The 19,138-nt window shown below is 58.5% G+C and carries 14 protein-coding genes and 1 pseudogene; 8 read left to right on the forward strand and 7 right to left on the reverse strand.

Translation table 11 applies throughout. The features are described 5' to 3' along the window. Positions 1–229 (reverse strand): annotated as a pseudogene (locus ACYVGU_RS09015) (RagB/SusD family nutrient uptake outer membrane protein); the annotation flags it as partial. A 63-nt stretch (positions 230–292) separates the two neighbouring features. Beyond that, positions 293–3,385: a SusC/RagA family TonB-linked outer membrane protein gene (locus tag ACYVGU_RS09020; RefSeq protein WP_460621765.1), complete on the reverse strand. Its 3,093-nt coding sequence runs from the start codon at positions 3,383–3,385 to the stop codon at positions 293–295. 719 nt (positions 3,386–4,104) lie between these two features. Here ACYVGU_RS09020 and ACYVGU_RS09025 point away from each other — a divergent pair. Together ACYVGU_RS09025 and ACYVGU_RS09030 are read left to right on the forward strand one after the other, a co-directional pair. Next, positions 4,105–5,187: a sensor histidine kinase gene (locus ACYVGU_RS09025; protein WP_460621766.1), complete on the forward strand. Its 1,083-nt coding sequence runs from the start codon at positions 4,105–4,107 to the stop codon at positions 5,185–5,187. Beyond that, on the forward strand, positions 5,165–5,899 hold the full coding sequence (locus ACYVGU_RS09030) for a LytR/AlgR family response regulator transcription factor (RefSeq protein ID WP_460621767.1): 735 nt from the start codon (positions 5,165–5,167) through the stop codon (positions 5,897–5,899). The genes ACYVGU_RS09025 and ACYVGU_RS09030 overlap by 23 nt, the downstream gene beginning before the upstream one ends. A 104-nt stretch (positions 5,900–6,003) precedes the next feature. Here ACYVGU_RS09030 and ACYVGU_RS09035 read toward each other — a convergent pair whose 3' ends face one another. Beyond that, positions 6,004–7,338, reverse strand: coding sequence for a DUF4270 family protein (locus tag ACYVGU_RS09035; protein WP_460621768.1), 1,335 nt, complete (start codon positions 7,336–7,338; stop codon positions 6,004–6,006). Next, positions 7,331–8,329 (reverse strand): Kelch repeat-containing protein, encoded by a 999-nt coding sequence (locus ACYVGU_RS09040; protein WP_460621769.1) that lies wholly within the window; start codon positions 8,327–8,329, stop codon positions 7,331–7,333. Before ACYVGU_RS09040 ends, ACYVGU_RS09035 begins: the two co-directional genes overlap by 8 nt. A gap of 253 nt (positions 8,330–8,582) precedes the next feature. Here ACYVGU_RS09040 and ACYVGU_RS09045 point away from each other — a divergent pair, with 253 nt between their 5' ends. Next, positions 8,583–9,485: a histone deacetylase family protein gene (locus tag ACYVGU_RS09045; protein ID WP_460621770.1), complete on the forward strand. Its 903-nt coding sequence runs from the start codon at positions 8,583–8,585 to the stop codon at positions 9,483–9,485. A gap of 46 nt (positions 9,486–9,531) precedes the next feature. After that, on the forward strand, positions 9,532–10,548 hold the full coding sequence (locus tag ACYVGU_RS09050; protein ID WP_460621771.1) for a J domain-containing protein: 1,017 nt from the start codon (positions 9,532–9,534) through the stop codon (positions 10,546–10,548). A 66-nt stretch (positions 10,549–10,614) separates the two neighbouring features. Here ACYVGU_RS09050 and ACYVGU_RS09055 read toward each other — a convergent pair whose 3' ends face one another. Together ACYVGU_RS09055 and ACYVGU_RS09060 are read right to left on the reverse strand one after the other, a co-directional pair. After that, positions 10,615–12,069 (reverse strand): phytoene desaturase family protein, encoded by a 1,455-nt coding sequence (locus ACYVGU_RS09055; protein WP_460621772.1) that lies wholly within the window; start codon positions 12,067–12,069, stop codon positions 10,615–10,617. A 34-nt stretch (positions 12,070–12,103) separates the two neighbouring features. Continuing rightward, entirely contained in the window at positions 12,104–12,997 is an 894-nt protein-coding gene (locus tag ACYVGU_RS09060; RefSeq protein ID WP_460621773.1) for an alpha/beta fold hydrolase, read from the reverse strand. A 288-nt stretch (positions 12,998–13,285) separates the two neighbouring features. Here ACYVGU_RS09060 and ACYVGU_RS09065 point away from each other — a divergent pair, with 288 nt between their 5' ends. Next, positions 13,286–15,010, forward strand: coding sequence for a hypothetical protein (locus ACYVGU_RS09065; protein WP_460621774.1), 1,725 nt, complete (start codon positions 13,286–13,288; stop codon positions 15,008–15,010). Between the two features lie 201 nt (positions 15,011–15,211). Then, positions 15,212–16,216 (forward strand): MBL fold metallo-hydrolase, encoded by a 1,005-nt coding sequence (locus tag ACYVGU_RS09070; protein WP_460621775.1) that lies wholly within the window; start codon positions 15,212–15,214, stop codon positions 16,214–16,216. 526 nt (positions 16,217–16,742) lie between these two features. Here the strand turns inward: ACYVGU_RS09070 and ACYVGU_RS09075 are convergent. After that, on the reverse strand, positions 16,743–17,660 hold the full coding sequence (locus ACYVGU_RS09075) for an arginase family protein (protein WP_460621776.1): 918 nt from the start codon (positions 17,658–17,660) through the stop codon (positions 16,743–16,745). Positions 17,661–17,769: 109 nt separating this feature from the next. On the opposite strand from ACYVGU_RS09075, the gene ACYVGU_RS09080 reads away from it, so the two are divergent. Next, positions 17,770–18,207, forward strand: a complete 438-nt coding sequence (locus tag ACYVGU_RS09080) for a hypothetical protein (RefSeq protein ID WP_460621777.1) — start codon at positions 17,770–17,772, stop codon at positions 18,205–18,207. A gap of 50 nt (positions 18,208–18,257) precedes the next feature. After that, positions 18,258–19,121, forward strand: a complete 864-nt coding sequence (locus ACYVGU_RS09085) for a Rossmann-fold NAD(P)-binding domain-containing protein (RefSeq protein WP_460621778.1) — start codon at positions 18,258–18,260, stop codon at positions 19,119–19,121. Positions 19,122–19,138 lie beyond the last annotated feature (17 nt).

Here is a 19,138-nt window from a genome sequence, read left to right on the forward strand (position 1 = left end):
ACTCATCGGAGCGGTGCGCCATAAAGTGCCAGCTGCGGTAGTAGCAGGCAAACTGCTGCAGACCCGAGTAGCAGGCGTACACTCCCTTGATGGCATCGTCCTGGGTTTTCCAGAACTGGTCGGTAGTAGGAGCGTTGGGGTTGGCTTGATCGAGCAAGTCCTTTTCGCAGCCGGTAGCTACCAGAAGGCTTCCTGCCAGTAGCAGGGTTGCTATCTTATTTGATTTCATGTCAGAGTAGAGAAGACGTTTTGAGTTAGAGCGGCTTACCGAAGTCCTTCGCTCAGTCCTGATCTAGAAGTTTACCTGCAGGCCGCCCGTGAAGCTGCGCACGTTGGGGTAAGAGCTTACATCGACGCCGCGGCTATAGAAACCGGTACCCGTGATTTCCGGATCGAAACCCGTGTAATCCGTGATGGTAAACACATTGCGTCCCGTTACATATAGGCGCACAGCCCCCATGCCCGACATGCGGTTGGTCAGGGTTTTGGGTAAAGTGTACCCTAGCTGAATGTTGCGCAACCGGATGTAGGAGCCGTCTTCGAGCCAGCGCGTGGTGTTGAACATGGCGTTGGACGAGGCGGCCAGTCCTAGGTCGCCGAGGCCACCGCCCTGCAACAGGCGCGGCGTAGTAGACGAAGGATTTGCAGCAGTCCAGGGCGTTACGTCGGCGTTATAGTTATTGGGGCCGTTGTAGCTCTCCAAGTCACGACGCGCTTGGTTGTAGATTTTGTTGCCGCTAGAGGAGTTGAAGAACACCGACAGGTCGAAGCCTTTGTAGGCCGCCGTCAGGTTCAGGCCCATCACCAGGTTCGGGATGGATTTGCCGGCAAACACGCGGTCGGCGTTGTCGATCCGGCCGTCGTCATTTACGTCGCGGTAGCGCACATCACCAGCCGAGGCGTAGGGCTGAATAACAGTACCATCAGAGCTCTTGTAGTTTTTGGCCTCATCATTCGACTGGAAAATACCGTCGAAAGGAATCAGATAAAACTCACCCAGCGAAGTACCCAGCTGCGAGCGGGTTACCCCTTCTCCGCCGCCAAAGGTCTGGCCTTCCACGGGCACGGCCGTAATCTTGTTCTTCACGGTGGTCAGCGTGAAGTCGGCGCCGTAGGTGAAGGCGTTGCGGTTTTCGTGGTAGCCCAGGGCTAGTTCAAAACCACGGTTTTCAATGTCGCCGGCATTCTGGAACAGATCCTGTCCGAAGTGGCCCAGGTAGGTTAGCACCTGCACGGGAGCTAGGGCGTTGCGGGTCTGCGAAATGTAGTAGTCGGTAGACACCGTAAACCGGTTTTCGAGCAATGCCAGATCCAGACCGATGTTACGGGTATAGCGGTCTTCCCACTTGATATCGGGGCTAGGCAGCGCCAACTGTGAAGCACCGTTCACGATGGTCTGGCCCGTGCCGATAACGTAGTTCACGTTTTGCCCCACGATGGGGTACGGCAGGTAGGCCCCGCCATAGATACCGCCTAGGGCATCGTTACCGTTGGTACCGTAGCTGGCGCGCAGCTTCAGGTTGCTAACCTGCGGCAGAGCATCTTTAAAGAAGTCCTCTTCGCTGATGCGCCAGCCGATGGAAGCGGCCCCGAAATTGCCCCAGCGGTTAGCCGGAATAAAGCGCGAGGAACCATCCCGACGGCCGCTCACCGACAGCAGGTAGCGGTTTTTGTAGTCGTAGGTAGCCTGAGCGAAGAAGGAGCGTTTCGTGTATTTGAACGAGGAACCACCGATAACACCTTTTTCCGGACCGGCGCTTAGTTCAAAGTAATACTGAGGCGAGGAGGTAAACCCTTGAGCACCTGCCTGAATATTATGCTGATTGTAGCTTTGCTCAGAGTAGCCGCCTAGCGCATTAATGGAGTGGTCGCCGAAAGTTTTATTGAAGTTCAGTGTGTTTTCAGCCAGCAAAAACACGTCGTAACCCAGGAACTCGTTCAGCGAAGAAGTATTGATTTCCGTGTTCTGACGCAGAATGCCGGCCTGTTGAGCATCGGCATTGCTGTACGTATGGCCGTCCATGGCCAAGTTCAGACGGTAGGTCAGGAAATCGAAGATGGAGAAGTCGGCGCTTACGTTACCGGCCAGACGGTTATCGTTCTGGGTGCGGCGCAACAGCTGCTGGGCCCCGATGGGGTTGGTAGCAAACGTGTTCAGGATGGGCGAGCCAGTCCCGAACCCGCCTTTGTTGGCGGGGTCATACACTGGAATGCTCGGAATCATGATCAGCACATCAATGAATGGCGCGCCGTTGAGCAGGGTCGAGTTCAGGTGCGTGAACTGCACGTTCTCCTGGAACTTCAACCGGCCCCGGGTGAGGCCCGAGTTCAGACGCAGGCTGTAGCGCTTGAAATCGGGACCTTTCACGATGCCTTCCTGGTGGAAGTACTCACCCGAAACCAAGAAGTTGGTAGCGGTTTTCTCGCCTGTAGAGCCACCCGAGAACGAGAGGTTATAGTCTTCGATAACGCCGGTCTGGAAAAACTCCTTCTGCCAGTCGGTATCCACGTTGGGGTTGAACGCTCCACCCGGACCTTTTACGGCACCCGGCAAGCTATTCTGACCATTGTTCAGAGGGTCGAGGCCAGCGTTGGCGTAAGCACCTACTGCGCGGTCAGCCCACTCGCTGGCGTTGGTGAGGTTATACTGCTTGTATACCTGGTCGAAGCCGCGGTATCCGTTGAAGCTGATAGAAGGCGTACCGGCACGGCCTTTTTTGGTGGTAATCTGCACTACCCCGTTGGCACCCCGCGAGCCGTACACGGCCGTGGAGGAAGCGTCTTTCAGGATAGAGAGGCTCTCAATATCGTTCGGGTTCAGGTCACGGATGTTATCCGTCCACAACCCGTCAATCACGTACAGCGGGGCGCTGCTGGCGTTGCCGAGCGTACCAATGCCCCGGATGTTGATGATAGGAGCAGCACCAGGACCGCCGGAACCCGTTACTTGCACGCCGGGCAGGCGGCCCTGCAGGGCCTGTGTAGCGGTAGCTACCGGAGCTTTATTGGCTTCCTTTACATCGAGGCTGCTGACGGCGCTACTTACGTTCTGGCGGTTTTCGGTCAGGTAACCTACTACCACTACCTCTGAAAGGGCGCGGCTATCGGGGGCCAACGACACGTTTACAGAAGTACGGCCGCTTACGGGCACTTCCTGTGCCGTGTAGCCTACAAAAGAGAAGAGCAGCGTAGCATTATCAGGAGCCGTCAGGGAGTAACGCCCGTCGGCATCTGTTTGGGTGCCGGTGGTAGTGCCTTTTACAATGACGTTGACGCCGGGAATACCAGCGCCCTTTTCATCTACTACCCGGCCCGTTACGGTAACGTCGGGCTGGGCTACTTCAGTGGCCCGAACGGCTACAGGCGTCCCCGCAATTTCTGCCAAGGCAGGCTGCAGAGGAAGGCAGCAAAGCAGAGCCGGAACAGTTAGCCGGCGCATTCTGGGTACAGGCTTTTTCATGAATAGTGTGGGAATTAAGGTGAGATTAACACAATCGTTTGTGTGTAGTAAAAATTCCACAATCGTTTGTGTACAGATTCAAAAAAAAAGGCGTTGTGAAAAAGGTGATGAATTACTCAGGGAATGGTGAACCGGGTTTTTAAGCAGGAAATGCGGTTTTTTGTTTTCGACCTGAGAATCGGTTAGTAAGGTTGGTAAAATCACAACAAATACCAAACAAATTATTCTGTTATGTGCTCGGCAAGGTGCTGCTCTCCCGGCATTACACAAACCTGAGGTAGAGCTTGTGAGTAACCACTTCATTACCGGAGGCAGCTGCCTTTACCTCCGAAAGGTTTGTGCATTCCGGCAGGGCTGTTCCGCGGTGCTGCCACTGCTAGGCACTAGGGTAGCTATGGCAAGAAACCGAGCCCGAACCGAGAGCCGCGTCTAGGGAATGGGCCGGTTGGCAGATGTTTTAGGGACCTTCCCGCAGGCAGGAACTAAGTTTGCACGGGTACTGGCTGCCGACGAGCCAACGGACCCTATTCCTTTCTACTAGTTTCCTGACCGATGGAAAAGCTCCTAGCAACTTCCTTTTTACTAGGCCTCACAGGAGCGCAAACCCGTTTTCTTCGGGGCGCGGCCCATAGCATTTCGATTTCATGAATCTTTCTCAGCCCCGAACCCGCTGGCGGCAGGTGCTCCATGTGATTGTGCACGTTACCGCCTGGATAGCAGTGGCCACCCTGCCACGCTTGCTTTCCAGCAACCCTCCCCCCTTTCGGTTGGGCAGCTTGCTGTTGCCACTCACGCTGGCCGGGTACTTCTACCTGAATTATTACGTCCTGATACCGCGCCTTTTTGCCCGGAAGCGGTTTGCGTTGTATTTCCTGGTAGCGCTAGGCCTGCTCGGGCTGGTGTATTTGCCGATGCTGCTGCATATGACCGGCCTGCTGCACCCAACGGGGCCCCACCACCTAGGGCCGCCGCCCGGGCCTCCTCCTTCGGGCGAGCATTTCTCTCGCCCGCCACGGGGACTGTGGCTGATTGGGGTGCTGGCCTGGATTGTGAGCAGCGGCATGCGCATTACCAGCGAATGGTTTGAAACGGAGAGGGCCCGGCGCGAACTGGAGAACAAGCACCTTACAGCTGAGCTGGCGTTCCTGAAGTCGCAGGTTAGCCCGCACTTTCTGTTCAATACCCTCAACAACATTTACACCCTAGCGCACCTGAAATCCGACGACACGCCCGAAGCCATTATGCAGCTCTCGCACCTGATGCGCTACATGCTCTATGAGTCAGAGGCGGCGCGCGTACCGCTGGGGCGCGAGGTAGACTACCTGCGCAACTATATGGACCTGCAGCGCCTGCGCCTCGACCCCGACCAAGTGAATATTCAGCTAACCATAGATGGCCCGCTGGAGGGCCACCTGATTGAGCCCATGCTGCTGATTCCGTTCGTGGAAAATGCGTTTAAGCACGGCATCAGCTCCCAGCATTTCTCTCGTATTGCCGTACACTTGGCAGTGCAAAATCAGCAGCTCTTGTTTACCGTCCAGAACTCTTTATTTCCGGTTTCCGGCACCCATGATCCAAACTCGGGCATTGGGTTGCCGAATGTGCGCCAGCGCCTAAACCTGCTGTACCCTGACGGGCGCCACCACCTGACCATTGCACAAACCTCCAGTGAATTTATGGTAGAACTGATCTTAACCTTGGCCTATGCTCCGGTGCCTGCTAGTTGATGATGAACCGTTGGCTCTGCGCCTGCTAACCAGTTATGTGGAGCGTGTGCCCTTTTTGGAGCTGGCAGGCACCTGCCGCAGCGCCCTAGAAGCCATGACGGTGCTGCAGCAAGAACCCGTAGATGTGTTGTTTCTGGACATCCAGATGCCTGACCTGACGGGGGTAGAGTTTGTGCGCAGTATGCAGCCCCAGGCCCTGGTTATTTTCACAACGGCCTATGAGTCATATGCGCTGGAAGGCTTTAACCTGAATGCCGTTGACTACCTCGTAAAGCCCATTGCGTTTGAGCGGTTTGTGAAGGCAGCCCAGAAGGCCCAAGACCGACTAGCCCCCAAACCTGCCGAACCGGCGGCCAGCCTGCCCGCTCCGCCGGCTCCGGCTCCACCAGCCGAAGACTACATCTTCGTGAAGGCCGACTATCACACGCAGCGCCTGAATCTGCGCGACATTCGCTATCTGGAAGGTTTAAAAGACTATATCAAAATATACGCCGGCGGCAAGCCCATTCTCACGCTCAATTCCCTGAAGGCATTCGAGGACCGCTTACCGTCGCAGGATTTTGTGCGCGTGCACCGCTCCTATATTGTAGCGCTGGCCCACATCGACTCCATCCGCAAAAACCGCATCTACATGGGCGAAACCATTATTCCCATTGGCGACTCGTATGCCGATGCGTTTCATAAGCTGATTGAGGAACGCAACATGCACTAGCCCCTCGCTGAGGCTCAACCCACCAAGTACTTCCGCCGACAGAGGAAAAGTAGGCTTACAGGTACCTGCTTTTCCTCTGTCGGCGGAAGTTGTGTGTGTGCTTGCTACTGTACTCGCGTTAGGTAGAGCCCCAGGCGAATAGGATTGGTGGCATGGCCAGAGCCGCCGAGCACCACGCGCTCAGGCGTGTCGAGGGAGTTGGGGGCTAGCAGAATGCCTTCGTTGGCTACTTCTCGCTTCAATAAGGCCTCGAGGTACGGCTGCAGCGCGAAGGTATAGCTGCCCTGCTCCAGATTGGTGCGCGGCGAGGTTCCGACTGAATAGGACCCTAGTAACTGCGTGCCATCTGGCTCAGCCAAGTACGTGCCGGGCTGGTTGGCTCGGTTGGTGGTTTGGGCAGTTAAGGTGCTGGGCGCAGGTAGCAGGTGGTTTTCGCTGCCGTTTACCGTTTCCAGCGTGAGGGTTGCACCATTAATTACCCAGGTACGGCCCAGCATATTAAGGTTGAGCAGGTACGGAATTTCAACCTTGGTTTGCAGCCCCAGCCCGCCTTGCACGTAGGTTTCCGCGGCCGTTAGGGTACTAGGTATGCTTTGGCGGGAAGCCGAAAGCGTGCTCAGCAACGTACTGCGGCGGTCAGCCTGCAACTGGTAGAAATGTCGCTCACCGCTCAGGGCCGTGAAGCTATAACTCACGGCTTCTGTGGGCGCTGCCGGAAGATGGCAGTGCAGTTGCAACACCAAGTCAGTGGAGGTAGCCAGAAAGCGCACCAAAGCAGCATTATCAGCTGAGGCAGGGGCCAGCACCAGCCCCGGCAACAAGGCTTCCAGCTCAGCATCGCTAGAAATCTGCCTTCGGATTCCGGCTTGCAACAGTTGTTGCCCTAGGGCATCGGAGAGCCGCAACCGTAAGGAGCCAAGCCCCGATTTCGGTAAAAACGAGTGCGTACCCAGCGGCGTAGCATTATAAGGCAGCGCGCTGATGCTGTAATATTTTTGAGCCGGTCGGATGGCATCCTTAAGTTGATGTACCTGCACATGCTGCAGGTGGGTAGTATCGCCGTAGCGGTACGTATCGGTGGGAAGCGTTAGGGTTAGTGAGTCGTACTGCGCCATTACATCGGGCATGAAAGCACCGCTACCTAGCCCCAGCCGCACATAGCTTCGGGCCGTAATGGTGCCTAGTCGCGCATCGGTGTACTGGCCCACCAGCAGGTAGTTGCTGGAGGAAGTCTCCACCGAATCGATGAGCACCGTGGATGTCCGGACCGTGAACGTATCCACGTAGACCGTGCCCGAAACGGGGTCTACTGAAAATTCAGCGCCTAGGTCAGAAGTGGTTTCGCAGCTACTCAGCAAGCCGGGTAACAGCAGCAGTGCGAGCAGGCGGGCGGCGACCCAAGAGAGCCACCGCCCCGTTCTCTGGCGTCCGTTACTCATCGGTGGTAGTGGGGTCTAGCTCCCAAAAGTCATCGAGGCGGGTGCTGCCGGTGGTGCCTAGGCCCACATAGCCTTTGCTGCCCAGCCCAAAGCCCACCGACTGCATACGCGCCGAGCCGCTAAAGCCTGTTTTCAGGGCCCAGGTATCCGCCGTTGGGTCATACACCCAGCACGAGGTCAGGTAGCCGCCGCTGTTGCCCAAGGCCACGTAACCCAGGTTATGGATGACAAAGCTCACGGCGTTGGTGCGGGGCACGTTGCTGTAGTCGTAGTCCTCGTCGGTGTTGGCCGTGAGGGTGCGATGCTCCGTCCATTGTTCCGTGGCGGGGCTATACGACCACACATCCGACAAGGTCAGGCCATTATCGGAGCCCGTCAGGATGTAGCCCTTGTCCGAGAGCGTGAAAGCCACGGCCCCAATGCGTTTGTTTCCTCCAAAGCTGGGCTTTTGCATCCATTGGTCGGTGGCGGGGTCGTACTGCCAGAAGTCCTTTTTGAAGTTGCCATCGTAGCCAGTACCCACGTAGCCTTTCTCCTGAATGGTGAGCGCCACGGCGCCGTAGCGGGCTGAGCCGGCAAAGTCAGCCTTTTGCGTCCATTTGTTGGTAGCGGGGTTATATTCCCAAAAGTCTTTGAGCTTATTCACGCCATCGGTGCCAGTGCCCACGTAGGCCTTGCCGCCGGCCGTAAAAGCCACCGCCTGAAACCGCGCTACCCCCGGAAAATCAGCAATCTGGCGCCAGGTGTTGGTGGCCGGAGTGTACTCCCAAAAGTCCTGGAACTTCTCCACGCCATCGGTGCCCAGGCCCACGTAGGCCTTGCCATCAAGGGTGAAGCTAACGGCCGAGTTGCGGGCTAGCCCCTCAAACTGCGAGCGGCTGGTCCAGGTGCCCAGCACTTCATGGGTGGGATCCTCATCATCGGAGGAGCAAGAGGTTAGATTCCAAGTGAGCGCCAGCAGCAGCCAGAGCAGGACACGGGGATAGTTCATACGTATGGTAGTTGTTGTTTGCGGGGTAGAGCACCAAGCACCCGCAGCAGGTTGCAGCCGAAAAGGCCCTCCCGGTCCTACAAACGTATTTCAGGCGGGCTGCTCCCCTCGCCTTACCTCTACCAATTGCCGGTTAATCCAGACGACTCTCCTCTTTTCATCGGCTGTTTCCGTTTGAGAAAAAAATGCGTTTTGGGTGAAAAAAAGTTGAAGAACCCCGGCTCATCTTATCTGTTTCTGTGCTTTCTTCTGCATGCCCTGCCTCGCTACTTCCGACCGTTATAGTATTCAGCTGCCCGCCGGCCACCGCTTCCCCATTGCTAAATACGCCCTGATTCGGGAACAGCTCTTGTGGCAGGGCATTGCCCCCATCGAGGATTTTTACGACCCCGGCCTCTGTCCCGAAGACGATATTCTGCGAGTGCATTCAGTGGAGTATTGGCACCGGGTGCGCGACTTGCAACTGTCTGCAGCAGAGGTGCGCCGACTGGGGTTGCCGCAAAGTACCGAGCTAGTGCGCCGTTCCCTGAGCAGCTCGGCCGGCACGCTGGAATCGGCAAGGCGGGCGCTGCAGGATGGCATTGGCCTGAGCTTAGCGGGCGGCACGCACCATGCTTTCCGAGACCGGGGCGAGGGGTTTTGCGTGCTCAACGACATTGCCATTGCGGCGGCCCACTTGCTCCACCACAGCTTGGCCCGCCAAGTGCTGGTAGTAGACCTGGACGTGCACCAAGGTGATGGAACCGCCAGCATTTTCCAGGCCGAGCCACGTGTGTTCACCTTTTCCATGCACGCGGGCGCCAATTACCCCTTGCGCAAAGAACAGTCGGACCTGGATGTGGCGCTGGACCTCGGCACCGATGATGCAACGCATCTGGGTATTTTGCAGGAAACGCTGCCTAGGCTGCTGGAGCAGGTAAAGCCTGATTTTGTCTTTTTTCAGGCCGGTGTAGATGTGCTGGCAACCGACAAGCTGGGCAAACTGGCCCTAACACAAGCCGGCTGCCAATCGCGCGATGCCTACGTACTAGGCCTCTGCCGCCAGCAAAGCCTACCCGTAGCCGTGAGCATGGGCGGCGGCTACTCCGAGCAGCTCCGCGACATCGTAGATGCTCACTGCAATACATTTCGGGTGGCGTATGAGCTGTATGGCTAACGGCCCCCTAGCAGCAGGCACCGCGCCAGGCTCGTACCTTTGCCGCATGGATTTGCACAACCCCTTCACTGACCTACCTGCCGCTAACTCCCTCCCCGTTCCGGCCGCCGCCCCCGCGCCTGGCAGTCCGGCCCAGCAAGCCTTTCGGGCGGCGGTAGAGCAGGTTGAAGGCTTACGGCAGCGGCTGCAGGAACTACAGGCCGAGCAAGCGGAAGCCCGCCGCCGCTACTGGCAGCAGGTAGGCCCGGCGGCCGCAATGGTCGTTGAGGCCCGTCGTGCGTTGTTCGGCCCGCTGGAGGAAGCGCTCCTTTTCGACTTCTTCAGCCGCCTGGAGCACCGCCAGATTCAGGACGTTATTGTTGGGAATGCGCGGGCCTTGCAAAACCGGTTTGGCGAAGACGCCGCCGATATTTTGCGCAAATACGCGCCACGCCGCCGCGTAGAGGAAGATGATGATGCCGAAGTGCCCGCCGCGCCCAGCCCTAGCCCCGACATCGACCCCAACCTGCCACCCCACGAGCAAGCGGCCGCAGCGGCCCGAGCCCGCCGCAAAAGCAAAGCCCAAAAAGCCCAGGACAGCGCCGCTGAGCAAGCCAAAGCCCAAGAGCAACAGCTGCTCTCAAACACCAAAACGCTGTACCGGCAGCTGGCCCGCATTCACCACCCCGATCTGGTCCGCGACACGGCCACCCAGCAGCAAAAAACCATGTTGATGCAGCGCATCACGGAAGCCTACGAAACCAACGACCTCTACACGCTGCTGCAATTGCTCTCCGAATCGGGCCCGGCCAACGCCGCCGATGACGACGTGCTGACCCGCTATACGCTAGCCCTGCTGCAGCAACAAACCGACCTGAAGAAACAGCTGAACGAGCTGAAATTCGGGGATAATGGCTTCTTCGGGAGTACCGGCAAAAAGCGGGAGCAGGAAATCCGCCAGCTGAAGCGCCACCTGCGCGCCGAAGCCGAGTACCTGGCTCACGTGCACCAACTGATTCAGGAACCTCAGGGCTTGCGCGAAGTACTGCGCGGCCTGGCCGCCGAGGGCCACGAAACGATTTAGACCACTAGCAACCCTAGCCAGGGCTTGCGCCTAGGTGCTAAGTTGCCTCAAACTGGTTCTGCCTGATCACCGACCTTTGTACAAGGGCGAAGCTGCTAGCCCGAACACGTCACGCAACGCGCGGCGGGCGGCGTGATAGCCGCACATACCATGTACGCCGCCACCGGGTGGCGTGGCCGAGGAACAGAGGTACAGCCCCGGCTTGGAGGTACGATAAGGCGAAGCGCGCAGGGCCGGCCGCGTGAAAAGCTGCGTAATATCCAGCAGCCCTCCATTAATGTCGCCGCCCACGTAATTGGGGTTGTGAGCCTGCATTTGTGCCGTATCGAAGGTGTGGCGGCCAATAATTCGGTCTCGGAAACCAGGGGCGAAACGCTCTACCTGCTGCTCAATGGCTGCCGTCATGTTCTGGCGGGAGCCATTCGGGACGTGGCAGTAGGCCCAGGCGGTATGCTTACCCGCCGGGGCGCGGCTCGCATCTAGGAGGCTTTGCTGGGCCAGCAGTACAAATGGCTTTTCTGGGTGCTGGCCCTGCGCAGCAGCTTTTTCGCTGGCCGCAATTTCTTCCAGCGTATTGCCTAGATGCACCGTGCCCGCTTGCCGGCATTCAGGCGCCGTAAACGGAATTGGGCCATCCAGGGCCCAATCAATTTTATACACGCCCATGCCGTAGCGGTAGCGCCGCAACTGCCACTGATAGATGGTAGAAAGGCTATGCCCGGCAATCTGCAGCAGCTGGGCCGGTGTCACGTCCAGGAGCACGGCGCGCGCTTTGGGCAGCTGGCTCAGGGAAGTAATAAAGGTGCCGGTTTCAATGTGGCCGCCCAGAGCCGTAAAGTGAGCCACCAGCGCATCAGCAATGCGCTGCGAGCCACCTTTGGGTAGTGGCCAACCCTGGCGGTGGGCGGCAATCAGGAGCACTAGCCCAATGGCGGAAGTCGTGAGGTTGGAAAGCGGCTGGATGGCGTGGGCCGCCATGCCGGCAAACAATCCGCGCGCCTCCTTCGTCTGGAAGTGGCGGGTAAGCACTGTGGCAGGCAGCAAGGCGGGCAAGCCAAACCGGGCCATATGTAGCGGATGCTTCGGAAACTGTAGCGGCGCCAGCACGTCGTTCGCAATGCTGGGCCACTGTGCCACGAGGGGCGCCAGCAACTGCTCGTACGCACGCGCATCCATTCCAAGCCGCCGCGCCGTATCGGGCAGCGACATAGAAACTGCCGCGGCAGTGCCATCATCGAAGGGATGCGCGGCGGCTACTAGGGGCGTGAGGTACTCCAGGCCATACTGGGCTAAGGGCAGCGTCTGGAAAAAAGGCGAGGCGGCGGCCAGCGGATGAATGGCCGAACAGATGTCGTGGTGAAAGCCGGGCAACGTGAGCTCGGCCGTGCGCAGCCCTCCGCCCAGCGTATCCTTACCCTCCAGCAACAGCACCGATAACCCCGCCTGCCGCAAGACAATGGCTGCGGCTAGCCCATTTGGTCCGGAGCCTACTACCACGGCATCGTATTCAGGGTTGGTCATGCAGGCAGCTTGTGTGAGGGAGTGGTGCTGCTAATTAGGCTAAAAAATCGGTTACCTGCTTAATTATATCCGGGTCGCGCATGATGCGGTTGTGGCCGTGGCCGGAGGTAGCACGAAAGTCGAGCCCGGGCCAGCTGGCGGCTAGCTCCTGCGCTTCCGTAAACGGGATGCTCTCGTCGTCGGTGTCATGAATGAGCAGGGCGCGGTCGGCGGGGAAGTTGCGGCCAGTTTGCACAAGGCTGAAGCTCTCGGCGTCGCGGCCGTTTTGCTCCTGCACGTAGCGGTTCATGCGGCGCACCACGGCCGCTGGCAGCTGCAATAGCTGGGCAAAGCGTTGGGCTACCGCGGTAGTGCTGGCCGGCACACTCAGCAGCACCAGCCGCTCCAGGCGCCCGGAGGTAGCTTTGTTGAACCGAACCGGAATACCCGCCGTAGCGGCCCCGCCCAGCGAATGCGCTACTACCCCATACACTTCGCCTAAAGTATCGGCCACAGCTTCTACGGCATACGCAAAGGAAGGCAGGGTAGTACGCGAGCCATAGGAAGCGCCGTGGGCTGGCCCATCCAGGGCTACCACCCGAAAGCCGCTCGCAACCAGCCCGCGCGCCATAAAGCCCCAAAAGCTAGCCCGGTGCTCCCAGCCGTGCACCAGCAGCACCGTGCGGGTGCCAGCTGAGTTCCACTCGTAGGCCGCTATATTGCCCCGCTTGGTGGGCACCCAAAACTGACGGGCATCAGCAAGCGCCTCGGCCTCCCATTTTTTTTCGGGCAGGCGGCGCGGCGTCGTAAACAGCTTCCAGGCCGCCCCAAATGCCCACTCTGTGGATACCGCCGCCTGCACCCGCAGCTTCAGGCGCAACAAGCGAATTCCGGTGGGTGCTGAGGGGTAGCGGTTTACAGGGGCTAGAGGTTCGGCAAGGTTCGTCATCAGCTGCAAATATCCTTCGCCAGAACTTAAGATGTCCTTTTATCGCGCGGCGGCCTAACTACTTTGCCCTTTCCAGGAGCCTAGTACTGCTGCTCTTGCCAACGCCCACTACCTAATCCAAAACAGCATTTACATCTAAAATGAGGCAATTTTGGCTACTTTTCTACCTTTGCCCGGCAGCGCAGCTTTGGCTGTTGGCTGCTGTGCCGTTTTCTTTTCGGCGGGGCCGTATGTAAGTTGCCCCCCTGAAAACTGCATTTCTACTGACACCTCGCGAACTATACCCGCATGAGCCAACCTACTTTGAACATCCCCGCCATGACCCTGCAACTGGGCTCGTACCAGGCCGATATCACCGCTAAACTGCAGGAGTTTAACGCCCGCAACTTCACCGCCGGATTCTGGCAAAAGCAAGCCGACCTGTGGGTGCAGGACGCCGAAGCCCAGCAGAGCCTGCGCAGCTTTATGGGCTGGCTCCGGGTGGCCGAAACCATGCTGCCCCGCGTTTCTGAAATCGAGGAGTTCGCCCAGGAAGTAAAGGCCGCTGGCTTCAAGCACGTGGTAGTGATGGGAATGGGCGGCAGCACCATGACCCCGATTGTGTTTAAGCAGGCGTTTGAGAAAGGTGCCAACGGACTACCTCTCTCGGTGTTGGATACCACCAACCCTGGCTCGGTGCGCGAGATAGAGGAGGCTGTGCCGCTGGCCGAAACGCTATTTGTGGTAGCCAGCAAATCGGGCACCACGGCCGAGCCTCTGGCCTTCGGCGATTATTTCTATGCTCGCCTGAAAGAGCTGAAGGGCGACAAAGCCGGTGAGAACTTCGTGGCTATCACGGACCCCGGCTCCAAGTTCGTGACCCAGGCCACGGCCGAAGGCTACCGCCGCATCTTCCTGAACTTTGCTGAGGTAGGCGGCCGCTTTTCGGCCCTCTCCTACTTCGGGCTGGTTCCCGCCGCCCTCTATGGTATCGATATCAAAACCCTGCTGGAGCGCTCTATTAACATGATGCGTGCCTGCGGCGCCGATGGCGAGGTAGAGCACAACCCCGGCTTGGAGCTCGGGGTGGCCCTAGGCGTACTGGCCCAGCAAGGCCGCGACAAGCTCACGCTGGTAGTGCCTGATAACCTCACCGACCTGGGTTTGTGGCTGGAGCAGCTGATTGCCGAAAGCACTGGCAAAGAAAACAAAGGCATTCTGCCCCTGGCCGGCGACCCGCTCAACGGCCCTGAGGTGTATGGCTCCGACCGCGTGTTTGTGTACATCGGCTACACTAACCAGCTCGATGAGGCCAACCGCAGCAAGGTAGCGGCGCTGGAAGCTGCCGGCCACCCCGTCATTACCATCCTGATGAACGACCCGCTGGATTTGGGCCAGGAGTTTTTCCGCTGGGAAGTAGCTACGGCCGTAGCTAGCGCCGTGCTCGAAATCAACCCCTTCGACCAGCCCAACGTGCAGGCCGCAAAAACCGCTACCGACCAGCTGATGAAGGTGGTAGTGGAAAAAGGCGCCTTGCCCGAAGGCACCGCGCCGGTGCTGGAGGAAAACGGCATTGCCTACTATACCAGCGTTTCGGGCAGCTCGGCTACCGAGGTGCTGCGCGCCTTCTTTAACCAGTCGGAGCCCGGCAATTTCTTGTGCATTCAGGCCTACCTGCAGGAAACGCCCGCGCTAAACCAGGAGTTGCAAGACTTGCGCAGCCTAGTACAGCAGCAACTGCACATTGCTACGGCCTCCGGTTACGGCCCCCGCTTCCTGCACTCCACGGGCCAGTACCACAAAGGCGGCCCCGATGCTGGTCTGTTCCTGCAGCTCACCACCGACCACGCCCAGGACTTGCCGCTCCCTGGCCGCCCCTACACCTTCGGCACTTTCCAGAATGCCCAGGCTGCCGGCGACCTGCAGGCCCTGCACAACTACAACCGCCGCACCTTGCGTGTACACCTCGGCTCCGTTGGCGCTGAAGCTGGAGTAGCCAGCGTGCTGCAGGCTTTGCGCGAAGCACTGGCCTAGTAAACCAGGTACTAGTCTATTCAGATTTAAAAAGCCCCAGTCGATTCGTCGGTTGGGTCTTTTTGCATTTTCCTTCTAGCGTAATTGGCCATAGCTGAACAGTAGAATTCGGGCAAATTGGGGTAATACCGGAGTGCGGCCACTACCTAATTGCTGTGGTGCCCGTATTGCTGTAGTATCGTTTCACCTACTCTTGAACTTATGGAAAAGGTTGCTGCTGGGGTTCACCAGCTCTCGATCCAACGATTTGTTAACGTATACTTTGTGGAAACCGGCTCGGCCGGCGGCTGGGTGTTGGTTGATACCGGTTTGCCCGGCTCCGAAAAGGATATAATTGCTGCCGCCGACAAGATTTTCTATCCTGGTACGCACCCTGAGGCCATCATCCTCACGCACGGCCACATGGATCACTCGGGCTCGGTGCAGGCGCTGGCTGAGCACTGGAAAGTTCCGGTGCTGGCTCACCCCCTTGAAATGCCCTTCCTGACGGCCCGCGCCGTATACCCACCCGCCGACCCAACCGTGGCTGGCGGCGGTTCCTTGGCGTTTGTGAGTCGGTTTTTCCCGCCCCAGTCCTTCCAGTTCAGCGACTTTGTGCAGCCGCTGCCCACGGCTGATACCGAGCCACCCTTCCTGCCCGACTGGCAGATTCTGCACGTGCCGGGCCACGCGCCGGGCCAGATTGCACTGTTCCGGGAAAGTGACCGCACTTTACTAGGGGCCGATGCCTTTGCAACCGCCAACCACGAATCGGTACCCCAGCTGCTCCTTCAGATTCCCAGCATTAGCATTGCTGGCGCTCCGTTCAACTATAATTGGCAGCAGGTGCAGGAGTCGGTGCAGAAGCTGGCCGCGCTTCAGCCTGAAGCTATTGGCTGCGGACACGGCCCCGTTATTAAGGGCCCACAAGCCGCTGCCGGCCTGCAGAAGTTAGCCGATGAGTTTAAGATTCCGGCCAAAGGACGCTACGTGCAGGATCCTGCCCGCCTCGATGAAAACGGCGTAGCCTACCTGCCGCCCGCTCCCTACGACCCTATCCGGACCAAGTTTGCCATTACGGCCGCTGGTTTAGGCGCTTTGGTAGGAGCCGCGCTGCTCGTGAAGCGTTACCAGAAGCACAAGCAAAACGACTACCCTCAGAAAACTTCTCCCCTGCCCAAGCGCGAACGGACCGAGGAAGTAATTCGCTACGAAGAAGAATACTAAGTCTGCTTCAGGCCTAGAGTCAACCGCCGCACCTTTCCCGTTTTATGCTGGAGAGGTGCGGCGGTTTCTGTTTGCCTCTGTATTCTGTTTGACAAGGCCTCTCGGCAATTGTGTTGGCAGCACCTTCACGGCTTTCTTAGGGTTAGCAGCAGCGCGGTTCAACAAGTCACGAAAGAATGTTCTACCGAGCGCAACCGAACGTCATGCTAAAAACAGAACCGACATACTAAGCAAGTGGCACATCAAGCCAGTGACCGAAGCATCTTACTTGGCTAACCTTACCAAAGTAACTGTCATTCCGAGCGCAGTCGAGGAATCTCGCGTGCTGACGTTGAGTTACCATTACAACGTCAGCACGCGAGATTCCTCGACTGCGCTCGGAATGACGTTCTGTATAATTATGATAAGTATGGCGCGTTCCGGAACCGCTGAATTACTAGGCCCTACGCTACAGCAAACCAGTACATGCTTACCTAAAGTGGCTTAGCGGAATCAACAGAAGATGCATGCCTAAAAGGGATGCTGTTTACGTGCTCAGGCCGGCAGCAACGCCCGTCAGATACGCTGTTATGATGGTAGCGGCCAAGCGGGCGGTTTGGTTGTCGCGGTCGAAGACGGGGTTGAATTCTACCACTTCAAACAACAGCACCTCCGGCTCCTTACCAGCTAAAAAAGCCGCTTCTGCGGCCTGGCGGGGCGTAAAGCCATCGGCACTGGGGGCCGATACGGCGGGCGCGTACGCTTCGGCGCAGCCATCTATATCAAAGCTCACGAAGGCAGGGCCAGCACTGGTGGCGCGGCGCAGGGCCCGGCGCATATACTCGGGCATGCCGTCTTGCTGCACGTGGGCCAGTGGCACAATAGTGGCCTGCTGCTGGTGCAGGAAGTCGATATCCTCCTTGGTATTGAGGTTGGAGTGCAGCCCGATTTCCGTGAACCGCTCCCCACTCAGCACTTCTTCGCGCAGCAGCTTTCCGAACGGAGTACCGCTGCTAATGATGCCGGGGCGGTCTTTCACGTCGGCGTGGGCATCGAGATTGATGCCGCCTACGGGCTGGCCATCGGTGGCGTCGCGGAGACCGCGCACGGTGCTGTAGGTTCCGTCGTGCGCCCCCCCTAGTACTACCACGCGGGGGTACTGGTTCAGCAGGCGCGTTAACTCGGCCCGAATAGTCTGGTGGTTGGCTTCGTGGTCGGTGGAGTGGCGCAGGAGTAGGTTGCCGGCATCGGCAATGCGCAGCGTATCCAGGCTCACATTGTGTTCTAGGTTGTAGGTTTTGTGGTAGCGGCGGAGCTCCCGCCGGATGGCATCGGGGGCGCCGGCGGCACCGGCGCGGCCGCCTTCCAGTACGGTTCCAAAATCAAGGGGCAGCCCCACTAGGCACACATCGGCCTGGGGCAGCTCGGCGGCGGGGCGAATAAGGTCACGAAGAAAGGTGGGCATGCCCCAAATGTAGGAGGAAACCGGAGCTTCGCTAGCCGCCCGAACGGCCAAATACGCAGCGGCTTGGCCATGCTGTACTACATCTGCCGCCTACCAGCTACCTTGCAGTATGTTGTATCGTTTGCTTTTACTAGGAGCCCTGAGCCTGAGCAATTTCACAAGCCTGGCTCAGCGTACGCCCACCGCCGTACCCCGGCTGGCGCCTTCGTTCTTTACTACCTATACCTACCTCACGTACGCCATCCTCGATAAAGGTACCAGCCCCACACCCATGCCGGCTAAAGGCGTCGGCGGTACGCTTACGCTTCGCCCCGATGGCACCTACCAAAAACGCCTTACTTTGGCCGTAAACGGCGGCACCATGCCCTTCGACCAGGACGGCCGCTTTACCTTTAGCGGTAACCGCATCAGCTTTACCTATACTGATAAAAAGGGCCAGCCGCGCACCGATGAAGGCACTTTTCAGCTCCGAAACGGCCTATTGAGTCTTACCATTCTGGGGTACCCGGCCGGCAATCAGAGCCTGTACACGCTCCGCCAACAGTAACCGGTTGGGCCTCAGGCAGGGGGTAGTGAAATTCTGCTAGCTTGCACTCTATGCAATCTACCCTCCCAGCCCTGCTGATTACAGGCGTATCAAGTGGCGTGGGGCTTGCCGCCACCCGGGCTTTTCTGGAGCGGGGCTACCGCGTTTTTGGCAGCGTCCGGACTGCTGCCGATGCAGACCGCTTGCGCACGGAACTGGGCGAGGCCTTCGTGCCCCTGCTTTTCGACGTAACTGATGCCGAGGCTATTGCCCAAGCTGTGCAGGAAGTTGAGCGCCAACTGGAGGGAGAACCTTTGCGAGGCCTTATCAACAATGCCGGGGTAGCGTTTGGTGGTCCCTTGCTGTACCAACCCATTGCCGTGGTGCGGCAGCATTTTGAGGTAAACGTGCTGGGGCTGATTCAGGTAACGCAGGCCTTTCTGCCTCTGCTCGGTGCCCGTCCTGGCTTTCAGGGCCGGCCGGGGCGCGTCATCAACATTGGCTCGGTGAGTGGGCAGGTAGCCGCTCCCTTTATGGGGGCATATGTGGGCACGAAACACGCGCTGGAAGGCCTGAATGCCTCTTGGCGCCGCGAACTGCAGCTGTTTGGCATCCCCATGATTTTGATTGGACTGGGCGTAACCCAAACGCCCATCTGGGATAAGGGCATTGACCTGGAGCCGTATCATAACACCCCATATTTTGGGGCAGCCCAACGCTTCGTGCAGCTTATTAACCGCACACGGGCCCACGGCCTTACGCCCGAATACGTAGCCGGGCGCCTCGTCAGGATTCTGGAAACGCCGCGACCGCGCCTGCGCTACACTATTGCTGCTGACATAGTTCGGGCCTTGATTGTGCCTAGGCTGGTGCCCGCGCGCCTGCTCGACTGGCTAATCGGACGAGGCATAGGGCTGTTTCCTCAGGTTCGCTGAGAGCAGTGCAGCTACTT

The sequence above is a fragment of the Hymenobacter tenuis genome (assembly GCF_054780495.1).

Bases quoted from the DNA above. Each gene is read 5' to 3' on its own strand.
- ACYVGU_RS09025 (WP_460621766.1), top strand. From the start codon at position 4,105: ATGAATCTTTCTCAGCCCCGAACCCGCTGGCGGCAGGTGCTCCATGTG.
- ACYVGU_RS09030 (WP_460621767.1), top strand. From the start codon at position 5,165: ATGCTCCGGTGCCTGCTAGTTGATGATGAACCGTTGGCTCTGCGCCTG.
- ACYVGU_RS09035 (WP_460621768.1), bottom strand. From the start codon at position 7,338: ATGAGTAACGGACGCCAGAGAACGGGGCGGTGGCTCTCTTGGGTCGCC.
- ACYVGU_RS09040 (WP_460621769.1), bottom strand. From the start codon at position 8,329: ATGAACTATCCCCGTGTCCTGCTCTGGCTGCTGCTGGCGCTCACTTGG.
- ACYVGU_RS09045 (WP_460621770.1), top strand. From the start codon at position 8,583: ATGCCCTGCCTCGCTACTTCCGACCGTTATAGTATTCAGCTGCCCGCC.
- ACYVGU_RS09050 (WP_460621771.1), top strand. From the start codon at position 9,532: ATGGATTTGCACAACCCCTTCACTGACCTACCTGCCGCTAACTCCCTC.
- ACYVGU_RS09055 (WP_460621772.1), bottom strand. From the start codon at position 12,069: ATGACCAACCCTGAATACGATGCCGTGGTAGTAGGCTCCGGACCAAAT.
- ACYVGU_RS09060 (WP_460621773.1), bottom strand. From the start codon at position 12,997: ATGACGAACCTTGCCGAACCTCTAGCCCCTGTAAACCGCTACCCCTCA.
- ACYVGU_RS09065 (WP_460621774.1), top strand. From the start codon at position 13,286: ATGAGCCAACCTACTTTGAACATCCCCGCCATGACCCTGCAACTGGGC.
- ACYVGU_RS09070 (WP_460621775.1), top strand. From the start codon at position 15,212: ATGGAAAAGGTTGCTGCTGGGGTTCACCAGCTCTCGATCCAACGATTT.
- ACYVGU_RS09075 (WP_460621776.1), bottom strand. From the start codon at position 17,660: ATGCCCACCTTTCTTCGTGACCTTATTCGCCCCGCCGCCGAGCTGCCC.
- ACYVGU_RS09080 (WP_460621777.1), top strand. From the start codon at position 17,770: ATGTTGTATCGTTTGCTTTTACTAGGAGCCCTGAGCCTGAGCAATTTC.
- ACYVGU_RS09085 (WP_460621778.1), top strand. From the start codon at position 18,258: ATGCAATCTACCCTCCCAGCCCTGCTGATTACAGGCGTATCAAGTGGC.